Origin of the sequence: Candidatus Riesia pediculicola (assembly GCF_002073915.1) — a bacterium.
GTDB classification, from domain to species: Bacteria; Pseudomonadota; Gammaproteobacteria; order Enterobacterales; family Enterobacteriaceae; genus Riesia; species Riesia pediculicola.
In genome coordinates this window covers 88,198-110,876 of sequence record NZ_CP012841.1, presented here as the reverse complement: position 1 = coordinate 110,876, position 22,679 = coordinate 88,198, and the positions used below count along the sequence as shown (strand labels likewise).

Below are 22,679 nucleotides of genomic sequence, written 5' to 3'. Positions count from 1 at the left end.
TTTTTCTACATTAGCAAGTTTCTAAGATCTTGTATTAAAAAAGACACCTGGTCTAAAAATTTTGCTCCATCCGCTCCATTAATCACTCTATGATCAAAAGATAAAGATATCGGTACTGTTAATTTGGCTAGAAAGCTCGAACCATTCCAAACAGGCTTCATAAAAGATCGAGAAATTCCTAAAATTGCTACTTCTGGTGAGTTTATAATTGGAGTAAAGAATCCAACATTTTTTCCTGTACTTCCAAGATTTGAAATCGTAAATCCTCCTCCTCTCATATCCTCTAAGGACAATTTTCCTAATCTTGCTTTTTCAGATAATTTGATTATCATCTTAGATATCTCAAATATTCCTATTTGATCCACGTTCTTGATAATTGGCACCAAAAGTCCTTGATTTGTGTCAACTGCGAATCCTACATTAATTTCTTTCTTTATTTCAATTTCTTGAAAATTGTCTGATATTTTACTATTAAAAATTGGAAAATCTTTCATTATTTTAGAAACAGCTTTTAAAAAGAAAGGTAACATCGTCATCTTGAAAGAATTTTCACATTTTTCTAATCTTTTGTTGTATAGCTTTCTAAAAGATTCTAATTCTGTAACTTCTATTTCTCCAAAAACTGTGACATGAGGAACCATAGCCCAAGTTTCAGATAATTTTTTGCAGGAACTTCTTTGGATACGATTCATCTTCAAAGTTTTAGGAATCTCTATCTTTTTGTTCAATTCACCTTCTTGATCTAATGAAGTTTCCTTTTTATTTTTAGAAAATAAATCAAATTTTTCAACTGCTTTCTTTACATATTTTAAAATATCTTCCGGAAGAATTCGATTTCTCCTTCCAGATCCTTTGACATTGTTTAAATTGACATTAAATTTTCTAGCTAATCTTCTAACAACTGGAGTGGCATGTAAAATAACTTGATTTTTTTCATTTATATCATTTAAATTTCTGTCATTAATAAATTTACGTTCTATATGATCTATGCTCTTTACTTTTTCTAATTGATTTTGGTCATTTTTCTTCGGATTTGAACAAATTAGTTCTTTTTGATTACTATGATCCTCAAGAACCATTACTAATGTTCCTTTTTTGACAATTTCTCCTTTCAATATTTTGATCTCTTTAACGATCCCAGAATTTGGAGAGGGAAGTTCCAATGATACTTTCTCTCCTTCTATTGATATCAAAGGTTGATCGAGTTTAACTTTTTCACCTACCTTGACCAAAACGTCAGTTATTTCAACTTCATCTACTCCAATTTCTGGTATTCGAATATCAATGAACATTCATTACACCTCAAGATTATACTAAACGCGGATTAATTTTTTCAGGATCAATTTTATATTTTTTAATGGCTTCATACACTGTTGTCTTATCTATCTTTTTCTGATTGGATAATTCGTTCAATGAAGCAACTACAATATAGTTTGAACTAATTTCAAAATAGTTTCGAAGATTTTTTCTACTATCTGATCGTCCAAACCCGTCTGTTCCTAAAACCTTGTAACTTTGCGTTGGAACGTAAGGTCGAATCTGATCTGCAAATATTTTCATATAGTCAGTCGCTGCAATCGCCGGATGGTGATTCATTATTTTTGTAACATAAGGAACTTTCTTTTCTTCTAGAGGATGTAGCATATTCCATCTATCACAATCTTGTCCGTTTCTACATAATTCAGTAAAAGAAGTGACACTATATATAGTAGAAGCAATTCCATACTCAATGGATAAAATTAATGCAGCTTTTCTTACGTGACAAAGAATTGAGCCAGAACCTAACAGTTGAACTTCCCCATTTTTTCCTTCTAGATTTTCAATTTTATAAATTCCTTTTCGAATACCTTCTTCTGCACCAATCGGCATTGGTGGCATTTCATAATTTTCATTTAATACAGTAAGATAGTAATATATGTTCTCTTGTTGATCTCCATACATCCTTCTTAATCCATCTTGCAAAATAACAGCTACTTCATAGGTATAGGCTGGATTATATGAAATGCAATTTGGAATAGTTAAGGACTGGATATGACTATGACCATCTTCGTGCTGCAAACCTTCTCCATTCAGAGTAGTTCTTCCAGATGTACCGCCAATTAAAAAACCCCTAGCTTGTTGATCACCAGCAGCCCACAACAAATCACCTACTCTTTGAAAACCGAATATGGAATAATATATGTAGAATGGAATCATTGGAAAATCATTGTTACTATAAGAAGTAGAGGCGGATATCCAAGAAGCGCAAGCTCCAAGTTCATTGATTCCTTCCTGAAGGATCATTCCTTTTTCATCTTCTCTGTAATATATCAAACTATCCTTATCTTGTGGAATATATTTTTGACCGAATGAATTGTATATTCCAATCTGACGAAATAATCCTTCCATACCAAACGTTCTACCCTCATCAGCAATAATTAAAACTAATCTATTTTTGATAGAATTGCATTTCAACATGATATTGAAGGCTCTGATAAAGGCCATTGTAGTAGACATATCTTTTTGTTTTTCCAAAAGTTTATGAAAAATCTTTAAGTTTGGTATATTAATTTTTTTTGTGAACCTTACGATTCTTTTTGGTACATATCCTCCTAGTTTTTTTCTACAAGAATGAATATACTGATTTTCTTCTGAATCCTTTTTAAATGAAATAATAGGGAGATTCAATATTTCTCGATCTGAAATTGGAATTTTAAATCTATCTCTGAAGTATTTTATATCTTTTGTACTGATATTTTTTACTTGGTGTGCAATATTTTTTCCTTCTGCAGCTTCTCCCATTCCATATCCTTTAATAGTTTGTATCAGGATGACATTCGGTTTACCTCTGCTTCTTTTTGCAAGTTGAAAAGCAGCGTATATTTTTTTTGGATCGTGTCCACCAAGATTTAAAGAACAAGATTGAATTTGTTCATCGGTCATGTTTTGTACCAATTCCTTCGTTTCTAAATATTGATTGAAGAATTTCTCTCTTATGTATTTTCCATCTTTGGATCTCAAATTTTGGTAATCTCCATCAGTTGTTTTATTGACCAAATGCAATAACTTTTCAGAAACGTCTTTTCTAAAAAGGTCGTCCCATTGACTTCCCCAAATTACTTTAATAACATTCCAACCAGCTCCGATAAATAATCGATTTAACTCATTGATAATTTTTCCATTTCCTAAGACAGGACCATCCAGTCTTTGTAAATTGCAATTAATTACGAAGATTAGATTATCTAAATTTTCTCTGGAAGCTATTGTGATAGCACCTTTCGACTCTGGTTCATCCATTTCACCATCTCCCAAAAATGCATATACCGTTTGATTAGAAGTATCCTTTAATCCTCTTTTATGCAAATATTTCAAGAATTTAGCTTGATAAATGGAATTAATTGCACCTAATCCCATTGAAACAGTTGGAAACTGCCAAAATTCCGGCAATAATCTAGGATGTGGATAAGAAGGAAGTCCGAGATTTTCCGTAATTTCTTGTCTAAAGTTGTTAATTTGTTTTTTTGTAATTCGACCTTCTAAAAATGCTCTGGAGTAAATTCCAGGAGAAACATGACCTTGAAAATAAATTAAGTCTCCTTCTTGTTTAAGATTACTATTTCTTGCTTGAAAAAAATGGTTAAAACACACTTCATATATTGTTGCACAAGACTGAAAAGATGCTATATGGCCCCCTAAATTTAAATTTTTTTTAGAAGCTCTTAAAACCATCATGATTGCATTCCAACGTACTACAGAGCATATCTTTTCTTCTAAATCTAATTCTCCTGGATAGGAAGGTTCTTTATCAAATGGAATAGTATTAATGTAATCTGATTCTATCAATTTTGGGAGGATATCTGTTTGATTCAGTTGAATATAGTTCAACAATTTTTTAATAATGTATTGACAACGATCTATTCCTTCTCTATGAAGAACCCAAGCGATTGACTGTATCCATTCGATAATTTCTATTGAGTTTGTATTTTGATTTGATTCATTCCTCATAAGATAATTCCTTCACTTTTTTAAAAATTTATTTTTCTAAATTGATTGAAATTGATAACTTTACTTATATAACTGTGTTCTAACCTTCTTTTATTTTTGTTTTCCTTTTTGAGAGTTCCTATTTTTAGGATATTTCAAATAATTTTCTTTTTGAAAAAAACTATATTTTCATAAAACGAATAGTTATTAAATTTTTTATTTAGAATTTATAATCTTGAGATTAAAAACTAATTGAATCGAACTGTAAATTCAAAATTTTAATTATTTTGAAATACTTTAAGTATTTCATAAATTTTACTTTATTACAAAAAGTTGGATAGAAACTCTTCAATACTTTACTAATCAAATAGAAATTGGATTTAAATATTTTTGTTAATATATTATCTTATTTTTTAACTAGACAAACTATTTGAGCAATTTTTTATATGGAAATCTTTTGAATGTTTTTTAAATTTCAAAAAATACTTATGTCTGAAAAATATCAGATTTTTTCTTCGATTATTTATTTAACTAAAAATATTGATTTTCTTCCATAGTTTCAAACTATTGAACAGATATTATTTGATAAATGAACATAATAGTCTTTCCAGTTTGGAATATTTATAGTTTTTTATGAATCTATAAAATTTTCTAAAAAATCTTAATAAAGACTATTTTGTCAACTTAAAATTTTAAAAAAATGAACTAATTTCTTCCTGTCCGTATATTTTTATGTGTGCGTTCTGTTCGAGATTTTTCAAATTATCAAATATTTAAAACATACTGTTTTCAACAGAACAATTTCATAGTTATAAATATGGATTTGTCCTATACATAAAATATTTTCTAAAAAATGTTTTCTTTCATTCTAAGAATTATTTTAAATTTTCTTAAAAAACTAGAGTTAAGTATCTTTCAAATGTATAATTTGAAGGCAACATTTTACTTCAAAAAGAAAGGTAATTTCTGCTCATGTTGAGAATAAAAAAAGAAAAAGGACTAACTTTTGATGATGTGTTATTGACTCCATCTTATTCAAAAACAATTTCAAATTGTATCAATTTATCTACCTATCTTACAAAAAAAATTCAGTTAAAAATTCCAATCGTTTCTGCTGCAATGGATACTGTTACAGGTTCAGAGTTATCTATTGAGTTGGCTAAAATTGGAGGGATGGGTTTTATTCATAGAAATATGACTATTCGAAAGCAATCTGAAGAAATCAGAAAGGTTAAAAATTATCAGATTTTTAAAATCGATGATCAAGATCTTTGTTCTGAATTAACTATTTTACATGTCTTCAGATTAGTAGAATCTAAAAATTTTTTAGTTCGTTATAAAATAAGAGAACGACAATTTATATCTTTAAAAATTGTTAAAAATATAAATTTTCCAAAAAGTATAGATCATTCGGATTGTAAAATATTTTTCAGGTATCACATAAATGTTTTTCAAGAAAAAGAAAAATGCAAATATGTTTTCAATAACATGATTGAAAATCATTCCAAATATGCCGTGATTATTGATGTTCATAGAAATATAAAGGGAATGTTTTTAATAGAAATAAATTCAAAAGAAGAAAATTTATCATTTTGTCAAGATAGTAAAGGGAGACTAAGAGTAGGAGCAGCGATTAGTGCGAACGAAAACGACGATAGAATTCGAGAATTGATCAAATCTGAAGTTGATGCAGTTCTAATTGATTCATCTCATGGTCATTCTGATACTGTATTAAAAAAAGTATTTGAAATCAAGAAAAAATATCCAAATTTACCAATTATTGGAGGAAACGTAGCTACTCCAGAAGGAGCATTGGATCTGGTTCAAGCAGGAGCAGATGCTGTTAAAGTAGGGATAGGACCGGGTTCTATATGTACTACTAGAATAGTAACAGGAGTGGGGATTCCTCAAATTACTGCAATTTCTGAATCTGCAGATGCTCTTTTGAAAACTCAAGTTCCAGTGATTGCAGATGGAGGCATTAAGTTTTCAGGAGATATCGGAAAAGCAATAGCAGCCGGAGCAAAATGTGTCATGTTAGGATCTATTCTAGCGAGCTCTCAGGAATCTATTGGAAAGTTAGTAATATATAAAGATAAATTCTACAAAATATACCGTGGAATGGGGTCTAGAGAATCCATGATAAACGGTTCTTATGATAGATATCTTCAACTTAAAGATGTTAACAAGTTAGTTCCAGAAGGAGTTAAAGGACAGGTTCTTTATCAAGGAACTTTAAAAGAAATTGTTAATCAGATGATCGGAGGATTGCGTTCTTGTATGAGACTAACAGGCTGCAATAATATTGATCAACTTCAAACAAATACGAAATTCATTTTGATTAGTCAATCTGGGATTAAAGAAAATCACGCACATGGAATAAATTTAATCGAAGATTCTTACATTTCTCGAAATCATTTAGATATTTTCAAATTGATGTAGTTGGATAAGACAATGAATAGGCATAAAGATAAAAAAGATACAATATTAATTGTTGATTTTGGTTCTCAGTATAGCATGCTCATTTCTAGAAGAGTTCGTGAAATGGGAGTATATTGCAAAATTTGTACTTTTAAAGATTTAAAAAAAAATATTTTAGAAGATTCAGTAAAAGGAGTTATATTATCTGGAAGTCCAAATAGTGTTGTAAAAAAAAATGATGATAACTCGTATAAATTCTTGTTCGAATCAGGAGTTCCTGTTTTAGGAATTTGTTATGGTATGCATCTTATGTCTTTATATTTTCAAGGGAAAGTAATTACGTCCAAAAAAAAAGAATTTGGAAGAGTTAAATTATCAATACATCGACAATGTTCGTTAACTCAAGGAATTTATGATGATTTAGATAGTTCTGGATTTTCAAAATTAAAAGTATGGATGAGTCATTCGGACATTATCGAAAAAATTCCAAAAAATTTTCAAGTTTTTGCAAGTACAGAAAATTGTCGTTATGCAATCATTGGAGATGAAAAAAAGAAAATTTACGGAGTTCAATTTCATCCAGAAGTAACGCATACAAATCGAGGAAAACATATTATTCGACGATTTGTATTTAGTATTTGTCATTGTGAAAATGGTTGGAAACCAAATATAAAAATCTCAAATATGATTCAAAAAATAAGGAACCAAATAGGAAATGATCAAATTATTTTAGCTTTTTCTGGAGGAGTAGATTCTTTCGTAACTGCTCTCTTGATTCATCGTGCAGTAGGAAAGAATTTATTCTGCATATTTGTTGACACAGGATTGCTTCGTCTTCATGAATTGGAAAGAATTTTAAAATATTCTTCTAGATTTCATTTCAATCTTATCGTAGTTTCCGAGGAAGATCGTTTTTTGAGAGCTTTGCGAAATGTTAAGTCTCCAGAAAAAAAAAGGATGATCGTTGGAAAAATATTTACAGAAATATTCAATGAACAAGCAAGGAAAAGAAAAAATGTAAGATGGTTTGCACAAGGTACTATTTATCCGGATGTTATAGAGTCTAAACTAGTTCTTGATCAAAAAAATATTAAATCTCATCATAATGTTCGAGGATTAGTTGGATTAGATAAGTCTCTGAAAATTCTTGAACCAATAAAAAATTTGTTTAAAGATGAAGTTCGAGAAATAGCTAAAAAACTCGAAGTTCCTAAAAAGGTTATATACGGTCATCCTTTTCCAGGTCCTGGAATTTCTATAAGAATTTTAGGTTGTGTAAAAAAAAAGTATTGTGAAATACTTCGTCAGGCGGATCATATATTTACAGAGGAACTTTTGAAACATAACTTATATTATAAAGTCAGTCAATCTTTTGCAATTTTTATACCTATGAAATCTGTAGGAATTATGGGAGATAATAGAAAATATGAGTGGATAATATCTTTAAGAGCAATAAAAACCAATGATTTTATGACTGCAGATTGGTTTCACTTCCCTCGCAAATTTTTGGAGAGAGTTTCAAATAGAATTATCAACGAAGTTAATTCAATATCAAGAGTTGTCTATGATATTAGTAGCAAACCTCCTTCAACTATTGAGTGGGAATAATAGGGTATGTATTAACTGATAATTTTTCGAATTTTTAAGCTTTTAAAAAAATATATAAAATTAAAAAGAAATAACCATTATATTTCCTTCTCAAATAAGAAAATTCTTTTTTATTTTTTTTGATTTAAAAGGATCGTATTTGACGATGAAAAGATAGTGTATTATCGTTACATATTAAAACTGTGTTTTTATTGTATTTATCAAAAATAAAGAATTTTTAAATATCTATAAGATGAAAAATAATTTTGACGTAATTGTAGTTGGAGGAGGACATGCTGGATCAGAAGGAGCTTTTGCTTCTTCTAAAATCGGTTGTAAAACTTTGTTAATTACTCATAATATGAGAAAAATTGGAGAATTATCTTGTAATCCCTCCATTGGAGGAATTGGAAAAGGACACTTAGTGAAAGAAATTGATGCCATGGACGGAATAATGGCTGTTGCAGCTGATGAGTCTGGAATACACTTCAAAAAATTAAATTCAAAAAAAGGTTCAGCTGTACAATCTACTAGAGTACAAGTTGATAGAAAAAAATATAAAAGTTCTGTTATAAATCAGATGAAAAAACAGAAAAATATATTTATTATACAACAGTCAGTTAAAAAATTGATTCTAAGAAACAATCGAGTAATAGGAGTGACTACAGAAGAAGATATCCAATTTTTCTCAAAATCAGTCGTATTGTCTGCGGGGACTTTTTTAAATGGAAGAATTCATATAGGTTCAAAAATTTTTTCAGGAGGAAGAATAAGAGATGTATCTTCTATTACATTGATAAAACAACTTAGATGTTTTCCCTTTAAAATTAAAAGACTTAAAACAGGCACACCTCCTAGAATAGATACGAAAACCATCGATTTCTCATGTTTGGAAAAACAATTAGGAGATTATCCGATATCTCATTTTTCTTTTTTGAAGAAAATAGATAAATATCGTAAACAAATAACATGCTATATCACTCACACTAACGATAAAACTCATGAGATTATTTTAGAAAACTTACATAAAAGTCCAATTTATTCTGGAAAAATTCAGGGTATTGGACCAAGATATTGTCCTTCTATAGAAGATAAAATAGTGAAATTTCAGAATCAATCATCTCATCATATTTTTCTTGAACCAGAGGGAATCAGAAGTAGAAAGGTTTATCCAAATGGAATTTCTACTAGTTTACCAGTGGATATACAAGAAAAATTTGTACGGTCTATAAGAGGATTAGAGAAAGCTAAAATAATAGATCCTGGATATGCTGTAGAATATGACTTTTTCGATCCTCGTGATTTAAAGCAAACTTTAGAAAGTAAAATTATCGATGGACTATTTTTAGCTGGACAAATAAATGGAACCACAGGATACGAAGAGGCAGCATCTCAAGGATTGATAGCTGGATTAAATGCTGCATTATATTCTCTGAAAGAAGATCAGTGGTATCCTAAAAGAGATCAAGCATATATTGGAGTTTTGATTGATGATTTATGTACAGTAGGAACAGAAGAACCATATCGAATGTTTACTGCGAGATCGGAGTACAGATTATCTTTAAGGGAGGATAATGCTGATCTACGTCTAACGAAGTTAGGATATTCTTTGGGAGTAGTTAGAAAAGAAAGGTTAAGCATTCTAAAGAAGAAGATTAAATTAATCGAGAAAGAATTCATTAAATTTCGTCATACTTGGTTAAAGAAAGGTTCTAAGAAATTTGAAATAATGAATGAAAATTTAAGATCTTCTTGTAATAAAACTATTAATATAGAAGAACTTCTAAAGAGACCTGAAGTTACTTGCGAAAAATTATTTCAATTTGGGATTTTATCTGAAAAAGACAACATGGAAATCTATAAGATATTAGAAAGTCAAATAAAATATCGAGGATATATCAAAAAACAAGAATTAGAAATTCAAAAAAAGAATTTTTATGAAAATATTAAAATTCCAAAAGACATAAAATATCAAAAAATATGTGGTTTGTCTAAAGAAGTTCTTTCCAAACTAGATTATCATAAACCAAATTCTATCGGTCAAGCTTCTAGAATATCTGGAGTCACTCCTTCAGCCATATCGATATTATTGATTTGGATGAAAAAAAGAAAGGTTTTTTAATCGAAAGTGAGATTCCGAAGATAAAGATATACAAAACAATTAAAATTCACTGGAAAAAAGAATGAATTTCATCTTTTTGATTTCTTACTCGAAGAGAAAAATTTCTTTTATCTTGAATATATTAAATGGTACTGTAAAAACTACTTTTTATAGAATTTCTTTTGGAATTTTGTTCTAAATTTCTGAACTTTATTTTTCGAGCATACTTGATATTATTTTGAAAAAAAATTATTGACAGATTTACTCCAAGATGAATTTTTAAAGATTATTTCTTTATATCTTTCGATAATAAATTTATGAAAGATTATAACTTTCATTCTTTCAATTTTAAGATAGATTCATAGAAAATACGAAAAAATAATTTTTTTGAAGTTTTAAAAAATCATATGATTTTTTAAATTAGATTAAAAATATAAATTTTTAAAAAATATCTATGAATTTTCTATCTTGATTTTTTATTTTTCCATTACTACCTGTTTTTTTCTTCAAATATGATCTTTTTTTAATAAAAATATAGTTAAAATAAATTAATCTTCTAAATTTTAGAGTGCTCATTTTTCATCAAAGTGAGTGATTTCAAATCAATTTAAACGATTTAAAATTTATGTGTCCATAGAAATTTTATTTTTTGATTCAATATATATTTTTTTTAACTCCACGTTCTGCATTTGGTAAGAATATCATGTTTTCGAAAAAGAAAAATATTGTCATATTAGCAGCTGGAAAAAGTACACGAATGTGTTCAAAAATACCAAAGATCTTCCATAATATTGGAGGAAAACTGATACTACAACATGTAGTTGATACTGTTCTTTCTCTTAAAAGAATATCAAGTATTTATCTTGTTTGTAATGATCAAAAAGAAGTTCTGAAAAAGATATCTTTTCAGAACAAGATTAAAATTGTTCTTCAGAAACATCAACTAGGAACTGGTTATGCACTTCGTAAAGTCATTAATCGATTTAATGACAAATCAGATGTTATTGTTCTGTATGGGGATGTTCCTCTAATTTCTAGAGAAACCATAGAAAAGCTGATTCTTTCTAGATCCGATAATGCGATCAGTTTATTGACTGCAAATTTAAAAGATCCTATTGGATACGGAAGAATCATCAGAAAAAACAAAGAGGTTATTAAAATTGTCGAGGAGAGTGAAATACTTTTTGATGAAAAAGATATTAAAGAAGTTTATTCCGGAATGTTCGTGTCAAATGCATACTGTTTAAAGAAGTGGCTTCATGCTATTCATAATCAAAATTCTAAAAAAGAATATTATTTAACCGATATTGTATCCCTAGCTAGAAAAGAAGGATATAAAATTAACACAATTCATCCAAAAAACTCGTTTGAAATACAAGGAATTAATGATCCATTTCAATTGATGAAAGTAGAGAGATTCTATCAAAAATATCAAGCAAAAAAATTATTACTTTCAGGATTGATGATATCTAATATTTCTAGATTCGATCTTCGTGGAAAAATAGAATATGGAAAAGACGTTTATATTGATAACGATGTTTCAATAATTGGAAAAGTGATCTTAGGAAATGATGTACGCGTTGGAATAGGATGCATACTCAAAAATTGTAAAATACTGGACAATTCTTCTGTTCTTCCTTACTCCATTATAGAAAGTTCAGTAATATCAAAGAATTGTGTTATTGGTCCATTCGCACATTTAAGAGATGGAGTAATATTAAAAGAGAGGTCAAAAATTGGAAATTTTGTAGAGATTAAGAATACGGTTTTCGGATCGAACTCAAAAGCTAGACACTTAAGTTATCTTGGAGATTCAGAAATTGGATCTCAAGTCAACATAGGAGCTGGAGTCATTACTTGCAACTACGATGGGAAAAAAAAATTCCAAACCAGAATAGAAGATAACGTATTTGTTGGATCTGACTGTCAGTTAATCGCTCCAATAACAATTCAAAAAAACTCAACGATTGGAGCAGGAACTACTTTGACAGATGATGTGAAAGAAAATGAACTCGTAACCAGTAGAATTCAGCAAAAACATATAAAAAACTGGAGAAAAAATTTGGATAAGCAGTAATTACTGAATTTTATTTTTCAATAAATTTATGGAGTAATATCTCTTTATGTGTGGAATTATCGGAGCGATATCTCAAAGAAATGTTGTGAAAACACTGATTAATGGATTATATAGATTAGAGTATAGAGGATATGACTCGGTTGGTTTAGCAATTGTTGATGAAAATTCAAAACTTTTCCGAGTTCGAGAAGTAGGGAAAACAATTGATCTGGATAAGAAAATACAACATCTTGCTGTTTTTGGAAAGATTGGTATTGCTCATACTAGATGGGCTACTCATGGAAAACTGAGTGAAAGAAATGCACATCCACATGTATCCGATTACATATCGATAGTACACAACGGAACAATTGAGAATTATAGAGAATTGAAAACATGGTTAAGAAAAAAGAAATATTTATTTTTTTCAGAAACTGACAGTGAAGTTATAGCGCATTTAATTCATTGGGAAACTCAAAGAAACAAAAATTTACTTAGAGCAGTTCAAAAAGTTGTTCTAATGTTGCACGGAAACTATAGCATAATAGCAATGGATAGTAGAGATCCAAAAAGGTTAGTGTCTGCTAGAACATTCAATCCTTTAATCATCGGTTTAGGAAAAGGGGAAAATTTTTTAGCCTCTGATCAAGTTGCTTTATCTTCGATTGTTGAACGATTTTTACATTTAAAAAAAAATGAAATTGCGGAGGTTTCCAAAAATGATGTAAAAATATTAAGCTTTGATGGTAGATTAATCGAAAGAAGAGATGTTAGCTCTCAAATCTATCAGGAAATACCTACTAAAGGATTGTATCGATACTATATGGAAAAGGAGATATATGAACAACCCGAAATCATCGAAGAATTGATAAAAGATCGGTTTGATTCAAAAAATAATATTTTCTTTTCTGATCTAGAAGATAGCAGAATAGAAGAAATTTTCATTAAAATGGAGAGCATCCAGATAGTTGCATGTGGAACTTCTTATAATGCAGGTATGGTTGGAAAATATTGGTTTGAGTCTTTTACAGACATTTCTTGTAATGTAGAAATTGCTTCGGAATATTGTTGTAGGAATCATGTTATTTCTAGAAATAGCTTATTAATCACATTATCTCAATCTGGAGAAACAGCAGATACGATATCAGCATTAAATCTATCAAAAAATTTAAAAAATTATTTAGCTAGTCTAGCGATATGCAATGTTTCTAATTCTTATTTAGTTCGAGAATCGGATTTTTCAATCATGACTAAAGCTGGTATGGAAATCAGTGTAGCTTCTAGTAAATCTTTCACAGCTCAATTAACTACGCTACTTTTGCTAGTAGCTTACATAAGAAATTTAAGAAAAAAATCGAAAGATAGTTTTCAAAAAGACTTATTTTTGTCTTTGAAAAAGCTTCCAAAGTATATTGAAAAATTGTTGTTGAATCATCAAGAAAAGATGAATTTTCTTATTTCTGATTTATTTGACAAAAGAAATGTCCTCATTTTGGGAAGGGGGGATCATTTTCCAATTGCTTTAGAGGGAGCTTTAAAATTGAAAGAAATTGCTTACATTCATGCAGAAGCAAATTATGCAGGAGAATTAAAACATGGTCCGTTAGCTTTAGTTGATAAAAAAATTCCAATCATCATAATAGCTCCTTATAATGGAATTTTGAGTAAAATTCGATTGAATATTGAAGAAATAAGGTCTAGAAGAGGAATGTTGTATGTCATCACAGACGAAAGAGTATCCATTCAAGAAGATGATCAAACCAAAATTATTTCACTTTTTGATATAGAAGAAATCATATCTCCTATATTTTACGCGGTTCCTTTTCAAATATTGGCTTATAATATTGCATTATTTAAGAATATTGATATGGATCATCCAAGAAATTTAGCTAAGTCGGTTACTGTAGAATAAATTTTCTTCGATAAAAATCTTCTTGTTTTTTCTTTTGAAAGAATTCTTCGAATGACATATTTTTCTTCAATTTTTTTTGATAGTTATCCGTAGTAAAATAGTTTTTTATTCCAGTAATTTTTTCGATCCTTAAAGATTTTTCTCTTTCCCATTCATCAATCGGATATTTTAGATTCCACATCGTAATTTTTTTAAATTCTTTTTCAGATATTCTAATACGATATTTTGTAATCATATAAAGAAAAGTTCTTGCGATTTGTCCTTTTACTTCATCTCTAGGCTCAAACTCTTTTTTTTGGAAATCTATTCTACTTTTGCACGTTCCATAGATGTATGGAACGTTGGACTTCACCTCAGAGTATTTAAAATCTTTTCTATCTTGATTAATTTCTCCTATAACTGGAGCGATATTATATAAATCCGACTCTATATGTTGAAATTTTCGATCTGTTAAGGAACAGTATTTTCTTCCTCCTTTTTTCCAACAAGGACGAAATTTTCCAAATTTTGAAACAGGAACGATGTGTTCCCATTCTATGTACTTAGATCTTTCTGAATACTTTCTTCTTGGTTTGTATTCACAATTATTTATATCGACTATTCCAGAATATCCTTTTTTTTTCCATGTCCAGTCACAACCACAATATAAAGTTCCTTGCTTTCCTTTAAATTGATCAAAAAAAATGTATTTTTTTGCAATTTTCTTAGATTTCTCAAAATTTGGATACTCATATAAAGACGATTCTGTCGTTGATATAAAACATTGCAAGATAAGAAAAAAAACAAAAAAATTTCTTATAGAAAATCTATTTAATCTTAATTTTTTTTGAATATAAAAGTGTTTCATAAAAATCAATAAATTTCATTGGATCTATAAATGAGAGAATGATTCATATTAGTTTGTAGAGTTTTTTACAAAAACAAATTTTTCTGATCTTTTCATTTTTTTTGACAGAATTTCATTCTCTTCTTTCGAACTTATGATTTCAATTTTTCATATCATTTTCAATTTAATTTTTAAAGTAAAATTCTCAAAAAAATGAACGGACTATCAAAAATAGATCTTTTTAGATTATTTATAAAATTTCTCATATCGAATTAATGATGTGTGAATAATTATGGTTCCAATATTTTTTTAAGATTGATTTATCTAAAGCTATCTATTTTGATGGATTTTATAAAAGTAGAAGAAAATAACTATATTGAAAAAATTCAAGTTTTTTACCTTTTGAATCGATTCAATTAAATTTTTGTACAAAAATTAGTTTATTGATAATATCTTTTTAGAATTTGTAAAACACATAAATTTTTTCAATTTCATTTTTTTTAATCTAAATCTGTTCAAATAAAAAATATAAATTTTTTCAAGAATTTTTTCTGATGAACTATAAGATCGATTTCTTGAATAAAAATTTAGATCTTTTTTAAAGAAAAATAAGATTTTTTTAAAAAATCCTTAAAATCATATCGATAGGAAAACCATTGAAATAGATTTTTAAAAGAATATAAAAAATAAATAATTTTTTCATGAAATCAGAATTTATCCAATGTTTTAAATGAATTAATTGTATTGTTCTTCTGTTTTTATCTATAATTTAAGTACTCTACTATTGGAATAATTCAATTAGATCATAAAATGATAAAATATCTAAAAAAAAAGAAATTGTCCTATTCGAAAAACATCGCACTTCATTATTTTGAAAAAATATCTCATTTACCATGGTCGATGATTTTATACTCTGGTTACTATCATAACTTAAGAGATCATTTCGATATTTTAGTTTCAGACCCTCTAATTACGATAGAGACGGTTGGAAAGATCACAAAGATTACCGATGAAAAAAAGGAAAATTTTTCTGAATCAGATCCTTTTGAAGTGCTAAAAAAGAAAATTGAAATTTTAAAAACTTTATATTTATGTAAGTCTGAAGAAAATTTTCCTTTTCAGGGAGGAGCTGTAGGAATATGGAGCTATGAATTGTTTCGCAGAATTGAAAATTTTTCCTTAATAAGAAGGAAATCTTTAAGATTACCAGATATGGCTATTGGAATATATCTTTGGGCTTTAATAGTGGATCATAAAAAAAGGAATGCCTTTTTAATTAGCTATGATAATCCGGAAGATCGATTAGATTGGATGGAAAAACAGGAAAACCCCAAGAAAAAGGAAGATTTTTTTGTAATTGAACGTTGGAAGAGCAATCTTTCCAAAAAACAATATTGTGATAAAGTGGAAAGAATTAAAGAATATTTAATTTCTGGAGATTGTTATCAAATTAATTTATCCCAGAGATTTCACGCAAAATATTTTGGAGATGAATGGATAGCATTTCTAAAGTCTATAAGAATCAGTCAATCTCCTCTTTCTGCTTTCATAAGATTGAAAAAAAATTGTGTTATTAGTTTATCACCTGAAAGATTTTTGAGAGTAGATCATAATAGAATGATTGAAACTAGGCCCATTAAGGGAACGGAAGTAAGATCAAATAACCATTTCGAAGATCAAAAAAACATTGAAAAATTAAAAATTTCTGAAAAGAATCAATCCGAAAATGTCATGATAGTTGATCTGTTAAGAAATGATCTTGGAAAAGTGTCCGTTCCAGGAACTATACAAGTAAAAGAGCTTTTTTCCATAGAGTCTTTTTCTTTAGTGCATCATTTGGTAAGTACTATTGTTGGAAAATTATCAAATCAATATCATGTAACTGATTTGTTAAGATCCTGTTTTCCTGGAGGATCCGTCACAGGGGCTCCAAAGATTAGATCAATGCAAATTATTGATGAATTGGAACCAAACCATAGATATGGATACTGTGGATCTATAGGATATATTAGCTTTTGTCAAAAAATGGATACTAATATCAACATTCGATCTTTTTTAACGGAAGATCAAACTATGTATTGTTGGTCTGGATCAGGAATAGTTCTGGATAGTCTTTCAGAAAAAGAATATTTAGAAACTATTCATAAGTTCGGTAAAGTGTTGAGATATTTTAGAAGAGATTTTGTTGTATAGAATAAGATCTTACGAAGGTTTAATTTATTTCGATGAAATATATTTATTCAGTTGAACAAAACATTCTTAATTTAAATAAGAAAAACACACTTATTCTTTTCTAGAGAATAAGAGTTGGATAATTGTTGAGATAAGTTATGAAAAATTTTTCCTTGTCTTTTGAAAATATACAGACTATATAAAAAATATTTAATATATGAGAAATTTTCATATATTATGAAAATATTTTTTGATTTTAATAAAAGATATTCTTTATGATATATGAAATAACTTTATATAAGTTCTTCTTTTTCACTGTTTAGAAAAAAGAATAAAAAAGATAAATTTTTCTAAAACTAGACGATTTTAGAAAACATCATGAAGGGAGGAAAATAAGATTGAGCGTAGCAATTATAGTTAGTACTCATGGACACACCGCAAAACAGCTTGTTCGTACAACAGAAATGTTAGTTGGAAAAAAAGAAAATGTTTCTTATATTAATTTCTATTCTGATGAGAATACAGATATATTAATAAAGAAATTTGAATCAAATATAAAAAGATTTGAAGATATTAGTGGATTGTTATTTTTAGTAGACATATGGGGAGGGAGTCCATTCAATGCAGCAAATAGAATAATTCAAAAAATAAGTCAATCATATAATATTCAAGAAAAAGTTTGTATCATTACTGGAGTTAACATACCAATGTTAATTTCTATATTTTTCTCTCTCGAAGAGAGCGATATGAATTTTCAAAAAATAGTTCAAAATGCTCTCAAATCTGGAAGGGATGAAATTAAACTTCATCCTGAAATACAGAAAGAAGAAAAAAAAACTCAAAAAGAAACACAATTTGATGAGTTTAGGTCAATTTCTTCAGAAAAAGCTAAAAAAAACATGAACATTGTTTTAGTTAGAATCGATGATCGATTAATACACGGACAAGTCGCTACAAGATGGACAAAAGATACCCGAATAAATCGAATTATTATCATCAATGATTCGATTTCTGAAGATAAAGTTCGTTGCATGTTATTAAAACAAGTTTCTCCTCCAGGAATAAATGCACATGTAGTTAGTATCGATAAATTTATCCGAGTTTATTCCAATCCAAAGTACTCAAAAGATCGAGTAATGTTATTATTCACTAATCCAACAGACGTTTTAGAAATCGTTCGTAGAGGAATAGAAATAAGTTCTATTAATATCGGAGGTATGTCTTATAAGGAAGGAAAACAACAAGTTCATGATTCAATTTCTATTGATCAAAAAGATGTAGAGTCATTTATGGAACTCTCTAGAAGTGGAATAGAACTAGAGATCAGGAAAATAACCAGTGACAAAAAGACTGATATGGTTCGTTTGATAAAAAGTAAATTTAAATGATTTTTTATTTAATCCGCTACATCAATAATAATTTTTTATCATTTGATATTAGGTGAAAGAATGGAACTTAGTGCAACTCAAATCTTTTTAATCTTTATTATTTCGTGTTTAATTGGAATGGATTCTATTTTGGATGAATTTCAATTCCACAGACCTATCGTTGCTTGTACTTTGATTGGTATGGTTTTAGGGAATCTAAGCACAGGAATCATCCTAGGAAGCACTTTAGAAATGATTTCTTTGGGTTGGATGAATGTAGGAGCAGCCATTTCTCCAGATACTGCCTTAGCCTCGATAGTATCGAGTATCTTGGTGATCGCAGGAAAGCAAGATATTGGAACAGGTATAGCTATAGCTATACCTATAGCCGCTGGAGGACAAGCTCTTACTGTTCTAGTAAGAACGATCGCTATATTTTTTCAGAGAAGCGCAGACAAATTATCTTCTTATGGTCATTTAGGTTCTTTAACAGCAATTCATATGTCTTCCTTATTTCTTCAAGCCTTCCGAATTGTTGTTCCTACTATGATGATGGTTTCTTTTTTTGGAACATCAGAATTGAAAGTTTTTCTTGAATCTATTCCGACTACCATTGTGAATGGTTTGAATGTAGCAGGTGGAATAATTGTAGTTGTAGGTTATGCTATGGTAATTAATATGATGTATACGAGTTATTTGATGCCTTTTCTGTATTTAGGTTTTATCATTTCAGCTTTCACCGATTTCAACTTGATCGCAATTGGATCTATCGGAGTCATTATGTCAATAATATATATTCAATTAAATCCAAAGTATGTCATACAGAAATTAAAAGAAAGTAGTCGAGAAAGGGATTGTAATTCAAACAAAAATCACATTTCAGAAGATGAATTAGATTGATTGGAGGACGATAGGATTATATGAAATATGACAAGATACAAGATAAACATTTGAAAAAAATTTCTTCCACTGATCTATTTAAGGTTTTTTTAAGAACTCATTTTTTTCAAGGATCTTGGAATTTTGAGAGGATGCAAGCTCTTGGATTCTGTTTTTCAATGATACCGATTATTAAAAAGCTATATCCAAGAAATGACGAAAAAAGAAAGAATGTAATCCGACGTCATCTAGAATTTTTCAACACTCATCCTTATATAGCTTCCCCAATCCTTGGAATAGTTACAGCAATGGAAGAAAAAAAAGTTCTTTCAGAAAAAGATGTTCAAGAAAGTTCCATCAATAGTATGAAAATTGGATTGATGGGACCATTAGCTGGAATTGGAGATCCGGTCTTTTGGGGCACAGTTAGACCAGTATTTTCGTCTCTTGGGGCTGGAATAGCGATAAATGGTAGTTTATTAGGTCCAATTCTATTTTTTTTTCTGTTCAACATTGTTCGAATTTCAATTAAGTATTTTGGCGTAATATATGGATATAGAAAAGGGACTAATTTGATTGAAGATATTAATAAAGGAGGAATGTTAAGAAAGATAACGGAAGGGGCAACCATTGTTGGATTATTTGTGATGGGTGCTTTAGTCAACAAATGGACACATATAAATATTCCATTGGTAGTCTCAAAAATTAAAAATCAGAAGGACGGATCGATTGTTGTTACGACAGTTCAGGATATTTTGGATCAATTAATGCCAGGAATCGTTCCTCTTTCTTTGACATTTTTTTGTATTTGGCTTCTCAGAAAGAAAGTCAATTCTTTATTTCTGATTATTTTTCTTTTTTTTATAGGTATTCTAGGTTCCTGGACTGGTTTTTTGTCGTAGTTTTTTCGAAAAAAAAAGACTATTATTTTTCTCTTAAAATAGCAAAGAATTTCTTTTTCATCTCGTTAATAAAAATTTCAACGACATTAGAAATTTCATGTTCTCTCATAGTTTTCTGAGAATTTTGTATTGTAAAGTTGATTGAAATACTTCTATATCCATTTTTAATTGATTTTCCTTGATAAATATCAAATATTTTAGAAGATACTTCTATTTTTTTCTTTAGAAGAAATGAACTCACTCTTCTACATTCTGACAAAATTTCAGAGACTGGAATTTCTTCTCTAAATATCATGGAGATATCCCTTTGATTCATAGGAAATTTAGAGATTTCCTTATATTTTTTTATAGAAAATAGATCTTTATTAAGAAGTAAATTTTCTATTATAATCTCAAATACAAATATTTTTTTACGTATTTCTAATTGTTCTTTGATTCTTTTATGAATCACTCCTATTATTCCAAAAAATTTATCATCTAAGTAAATTTCAGCGGATTGTTCTTTATCAAAAATTGGATAATATAGATTTTTTTTAAATAGAAAGCGTTTTCTATCAGACTTTATTGAACACAGTATGGATTCTAAATCTCCTTTAATGTCGAAGAAATCTATTTTTCTGTTTTCTTGAAACCAACTTCTTTCTTTTTGATCTACAATTGCAGCAGATAACATCAGTTTTTGAGTAACTTTGGTTTGATGACTATCAGCTGATGAATTCTTCTTTAAAAAAAATGTATAACCGCTTTCAAATATCTTGATTTGATCGTTTTGCCTTCTTTGATTGTATTGAACTGCAGAAAGTATACCTGGTATTAAAGAAGTTCTCATTACTGACATTTTCGAAGATATTGGATGAGGTAATTCAATATAATTTTGATTGAAAAATAACAGATTTTGTAATTTTTCATTGATAAAACTATAAGTAATGATTTCGTGATATCCAAGACAAGCCAATGATCTTTTTAGTAAGTAAAGAATATCCATCATAGATAGATCTCTTTGATTGTTTATAACTTTAGAATTGATTTGTAAATTTCTAGAAGATTCTTTAGGAAAATTATTGTATCCATATATTCTAATTATTTCGTCAATAATGTCTTCTTCTATCGAAACGTCTTTTCTCCAAGAGGGAATTTTTATTTCTAGTTGGTCATAGTTCGAATCTGAAAGGATTTTAAATCCCAAATGAATCAATATTTCACTTATTTTTTTGTAGGAGAGTCTATGTCCTATTGTTTGATGGATTTTTTTTAGTTTTAAAACAATTTTTCTTGATTCTTTCAAACATTGGTCTTCATAAATGAATTTAATGATCTTTCCAACTTCACCTCCACAGATCTTTGTGATTAACTCGCTAGTTCTTTCGATCGTGTTTAATAACATATTTGAATCTTTTTCTTGAGATTCATTAACTTTTGAAGATAATCCATAAACATATTGGTATTCATTCAAACTATTAGAGAATAGGTTGAAATCAAAAATTGCACAAATTAATAGTATATTTGAAGTATTTTTTTGAATTTTAAACCTTTCATTGTCAGTTATTCCAATAATGCTGATTATAGATTTTTCATCAGAAATTACTAAAGTATTTTGGAGTAAATCAATCTTTTTTTCTTTAAGAAATATACTTTCATTTTTTTTAGATCTCCTTATCGTTATAGATCCTCTGATTTTTTCGAAGTCGTAAGCAAATATAGAGTATCCTGTTTCTAGTTTTACATAGTTTTTTATGTTATTTATAGGATTAGTTGTTACAACATCATTCCATGAAAGTCTTTCTATCATCCAATCAGGAGTTTTTATCCCAACATCTACTTTCTTAATAACTCTAGAAAAAATATACGGGCAATATTTTGGTTCTGTTATGTTAAGTTTTACATGACTTGAATGGCTTATTTTTCTATTTTTTTTGATTTTATTTTTTTGAAAACTAATTTTTTTTCTATTGATAGCTGCTATGTCTCTGTATATTCCAAAAATGTAGTCAAAATCTTTTCTATTTGATACGGAAGAACTATCAAATGTTCTTTGATAATACTGTATTAAATGTTTTCCGATTTTGCTTCCAATTGAAAAATTTTTAGGAATTTCTACAATATTTCTATTTTCTTTAAGAAAGAAAATTTGATTGTATCGACATAAACATGCTTCAGAAATTTGTTCTCTTTTCTTTTTATTTTTTATAGAATAAGATTTTTGAATGGACACTGCTACTTTCATGTTCAATCGACTATTTAGAGAGTTGCAGAAAATTTTTAAAAGTTTCTTACCAATGTCTACCGTAAGTACTTTTGAAGGAATTTTATTCTCGAAGCATTCGGAAATTTTAACGATTTTTCCGACTATCATATTTTCTAAATATTTTTCTCTTGGAAAAATTTTATTAACTTCTATTCCAATTCTAGTGATTTGTTCTAACAAAGATTCACTATCAATTTCAAAATCGATCCATTCTTTAATCCAAGTCTCATCAAATTTCATAATTTTAT

13 protein-coding genes are annotated in these 22,679 nt (G+C 28.5%); 9 read left to right on the top strand and 4 right to left on the bottom strand.

The annotated features are described in order from the left end of the window. Positions 1–5 precede the first annotated feature (5 nt). Both AOE55_RS00545 and aceE read right to left on the bottom strand, forming a co-directional pair. On the bottom strand, positions 6–1,292 hold the full coding sequence (locus AOE55_RS00545) for a 2-oxo acid dehydrogenase subunit E2 (RefSeq protein ID WP_013087872.1): 1,287 nt from the start codon (positions 1,290–1,292) through the stop codon (positions 6–8). A 16-nt stretch (positions 1,293–1,308) separates the two neighbouring features. Then, positions 1,309–3,984 (bottom strand): pyruvate dehydrogenase (acetyl-transferring), homodimeric type, encoded by a 2,676-nt coding sequence (gene aceE / locus AOE55_RS00540; RefSeq protein WP_013087793.1) that lies wholly within the window; start codon positions 3,982–3,984, stop codon positions 1,309–1,311. 951 nt (positions 3,985–4,935) lie between these two features. On the opposite strand from aceE, the gene guaB reads away from it, so the two are divergent. The 5 genes from guaB (at position 4,936) to glmS (ending at position 14,040) form a co-directional block, all read left to right on the top strand. Next, positions 4,936–6,405 (top strand): IMP dehydrogenase, encoded by a 1,470-nt coding sequence (guaB, locus tag AOE55_RS00535; protein ID WP_080611632.1) that lies wholly within the window; start codon positions 4,936–4,938, stop codon positions 6,403–6,405. Positions 6,406–6,417: 12 nt separating this feature from the next. Then, the gene (guaA, locus tag AOE55_RS00530; protein ID WP_013087898.1) at positions 6,418–7,992 is read left to right on the top strand and encodes a glutamine-hydrolyzing GMP synthase; all 1,575 of its coding nucleotides are present in this window, start codon (positions 6,418–6,420) and stop codon (positions 7,990–7,992) included. A gap of 232 nt (positions 7,993–8,224) precedes the next feature. Next, complete coding sequence (gene mnmG, locus AOE55_RS00525; protein ID WP_013087705.1) at positions 8,225–10,093, top strand: tRNA uridine-5-carboxymethylaminomethyl(34) synthesis enzyme MnmG; 1,869 nt, start codon at positions 8,225–8,227, stop codon at positions 10,091–10,093. A 628-nt stretch (positions 10,094–10,721) separates the two neighbouring features. Further along, positions 10,722–12,149, top strand: a complete 1,428-nt coding sequence (gene glmU, locus AOE55_RS00520; RefSeq protein ID WP_225995195.1) for a bifunctional UDP-N-acetylglucosamine diphosphorylase/glucosamine-1-phosphate N-acetyltransferase GlmU — start codon at positions 10,722–10,724, stop codon at positions 12,147–12,149. A gap of 46 nt (positions 12,150–12,195) precedes the next feature. Beyond that, a complete protein-coding gene (glmS, locus tag AOE55_RS00515) occupies positions 12,196–14,040 on the top strand; it encodes a glutamine--fructose-6-phosphate transaminase (isomerizing) (RefSeq protein WP_013087869.1) in 1,845 nt (614 codons plus the stop codon). Here glmS and AOE55_RS00510 read toward each other — a convergent pair. Continuing rightward, a complete protein-coding gene (locus tag AOE55_RS00510) occupies positions 14,027–14,887 on the bottom strand; it encodes an endonuclease (RefSeq protein WP_080611629.1) in 861 nt (286 codons plus the stop codon). The genes glmS and AOE55_RS00510 overlap by 14 nt on opposite strands. Positions 14,888–15,676: 789 nt before the next feature. Between AOE55_RS00510 and pabB the strand changes: the two genes are divergently transcribed. The 4 genes from pabB (at position 15,677) to manZ (ending at position 20,186) form a co-directional block, all read left to right on the top strand. Further along, the gene (pabB, locus tag AOE55_RS00505) at positions 15,677–17,059 is read left to right on the top strand and encodes an aminodeoxychorismate synthase component I (RefSeq protein ID WP_013087621.1); all 1,383 of its coding nucleotides are present in this window, start codon (positions 15,677–15,679) and stop codon (positions 17,057–17,059) included. Positions 17,060–17,436: 377 nt separating this feature from the next. Then, entirely contained in the window at positions 17,437–18,426 is a 990-nt protein-coding gene (manX, locus tag AOE55_RS00500; protein WP_013087530.1) for a PTS mannose transporter subunit IIAB, read from the top strand. Positions 18,427–18,486: 60 nt separating this feature from the next. Then, positions 18,487–19,305: a PTS mannose/fructose/sorbose transporter subunit IIC gene (locus tag AOE55_RS00495; protein ID WP_080611626.1), complete on the top strand. Its 819-nt coding sequence runs from the start codon at positions 18,487–18,489 to the stop codon at positions 19,303–19,305. A gap of 20 nt (positions 19,306–19,325) precedes the next feature. Beyond that, complete coding sequence (manZ, locus tag AOE55_RS00490) at positions 19,326–20,186, top strand: PTS mannose transporter subunit IID (protein WP_013087434.1); 861 nt, start codon at positions 19,326–19,328, stop codon at positions 20,184–20,186. Between the two features lie 22 nt (positions 20,187–20,208). On the opposite strand, the gene pheT is transcribed toward manZ, so the two are convergent. Further along, entirely contained in the window at positions 20,209–22,671 is a 2,463-nt protein-coding gene (pheT, locus tag AOE55_RS00485) for a phenylalanine--tRNA ligase subunit beta (protein WP_080611623.1), read from the bottom strand. Between the last annotated feature and the right edge of the window lie 8 nt (positions 22,672–22,679).

Bases quoted from the DNA above. Each gene is read 5' to 3' on its own strand.
- pabB (WP_013087621.1), top strand. From the start codon at position 15,677: ATGATAAAATATCTAAAAAAAAAGAAATTGTCCTATTCGAAAAACATC.
- guaA (WP_013087898.1), top strand. From the start codon at position 6,418: ATGAATAGGCATAAAGATAAAAAAGATACAATATTAATTGTTGATTTT.
- manZ (WP_013087434.1), top strand. From the start codon at position 19,326: ATGAAATATGACAAGATACAAGATAAACATTTGAAAAAAATTTCTTCC.
- AOE55_RS00510 (WP_080611629.1), bottom strand. From the start codon at position 14,887: ATGAAACACTTTTATATTCAAAAAAAATTAAGATTAAATAGATTTTCT.
- pheT (WP_080611623.1), bottom strand. From the start codon at position 22,671: ATGAAATTTGATGAGACTTGGATTAAAGAATGGATCGATTTTGAAATT.
- mnmG (WP_013087705.1), top strand. From the start codon at position 8,225: ATGAAAAATAATTTTGACGTAATTGTAGTTGGAGGAGGACATGCTGGA.
- guaB (WP_080611632.1), top strand. From the start codon at position 4,936: ATGTTGAGAATAAAAAAAGAAAAAGGACTAACTTTTGATGATGTGTTA.
- aceE (WP_013087793.1), bottom strand. From the start codon at position 3,984: ATGAGGAATGAATCAAATCAAAATACAAACTCAATAGAAATTATCGAA.
- AOE55_RS00495 (WP_080611626.1), top strand. From the start codon at position 18,487: ATGGAACTTAGTGCAACTCAAATCTTTTTAATCTTTATTATTTCGTGT.
- AOE55_RS00545 (WP_013087872.1), bottom strand. From the start codon at position 1,292: ATGTTCATTGATATTCGAATACCAGAAATTGGAGTAGATGAAGTTGAA.
- glmS (WP_013087869.1), top strand. From the start codon at position 12,196: ATGTGTGGAATTATCGGAGCGATATCTCAAAGAAATGTTGTGAAAACA.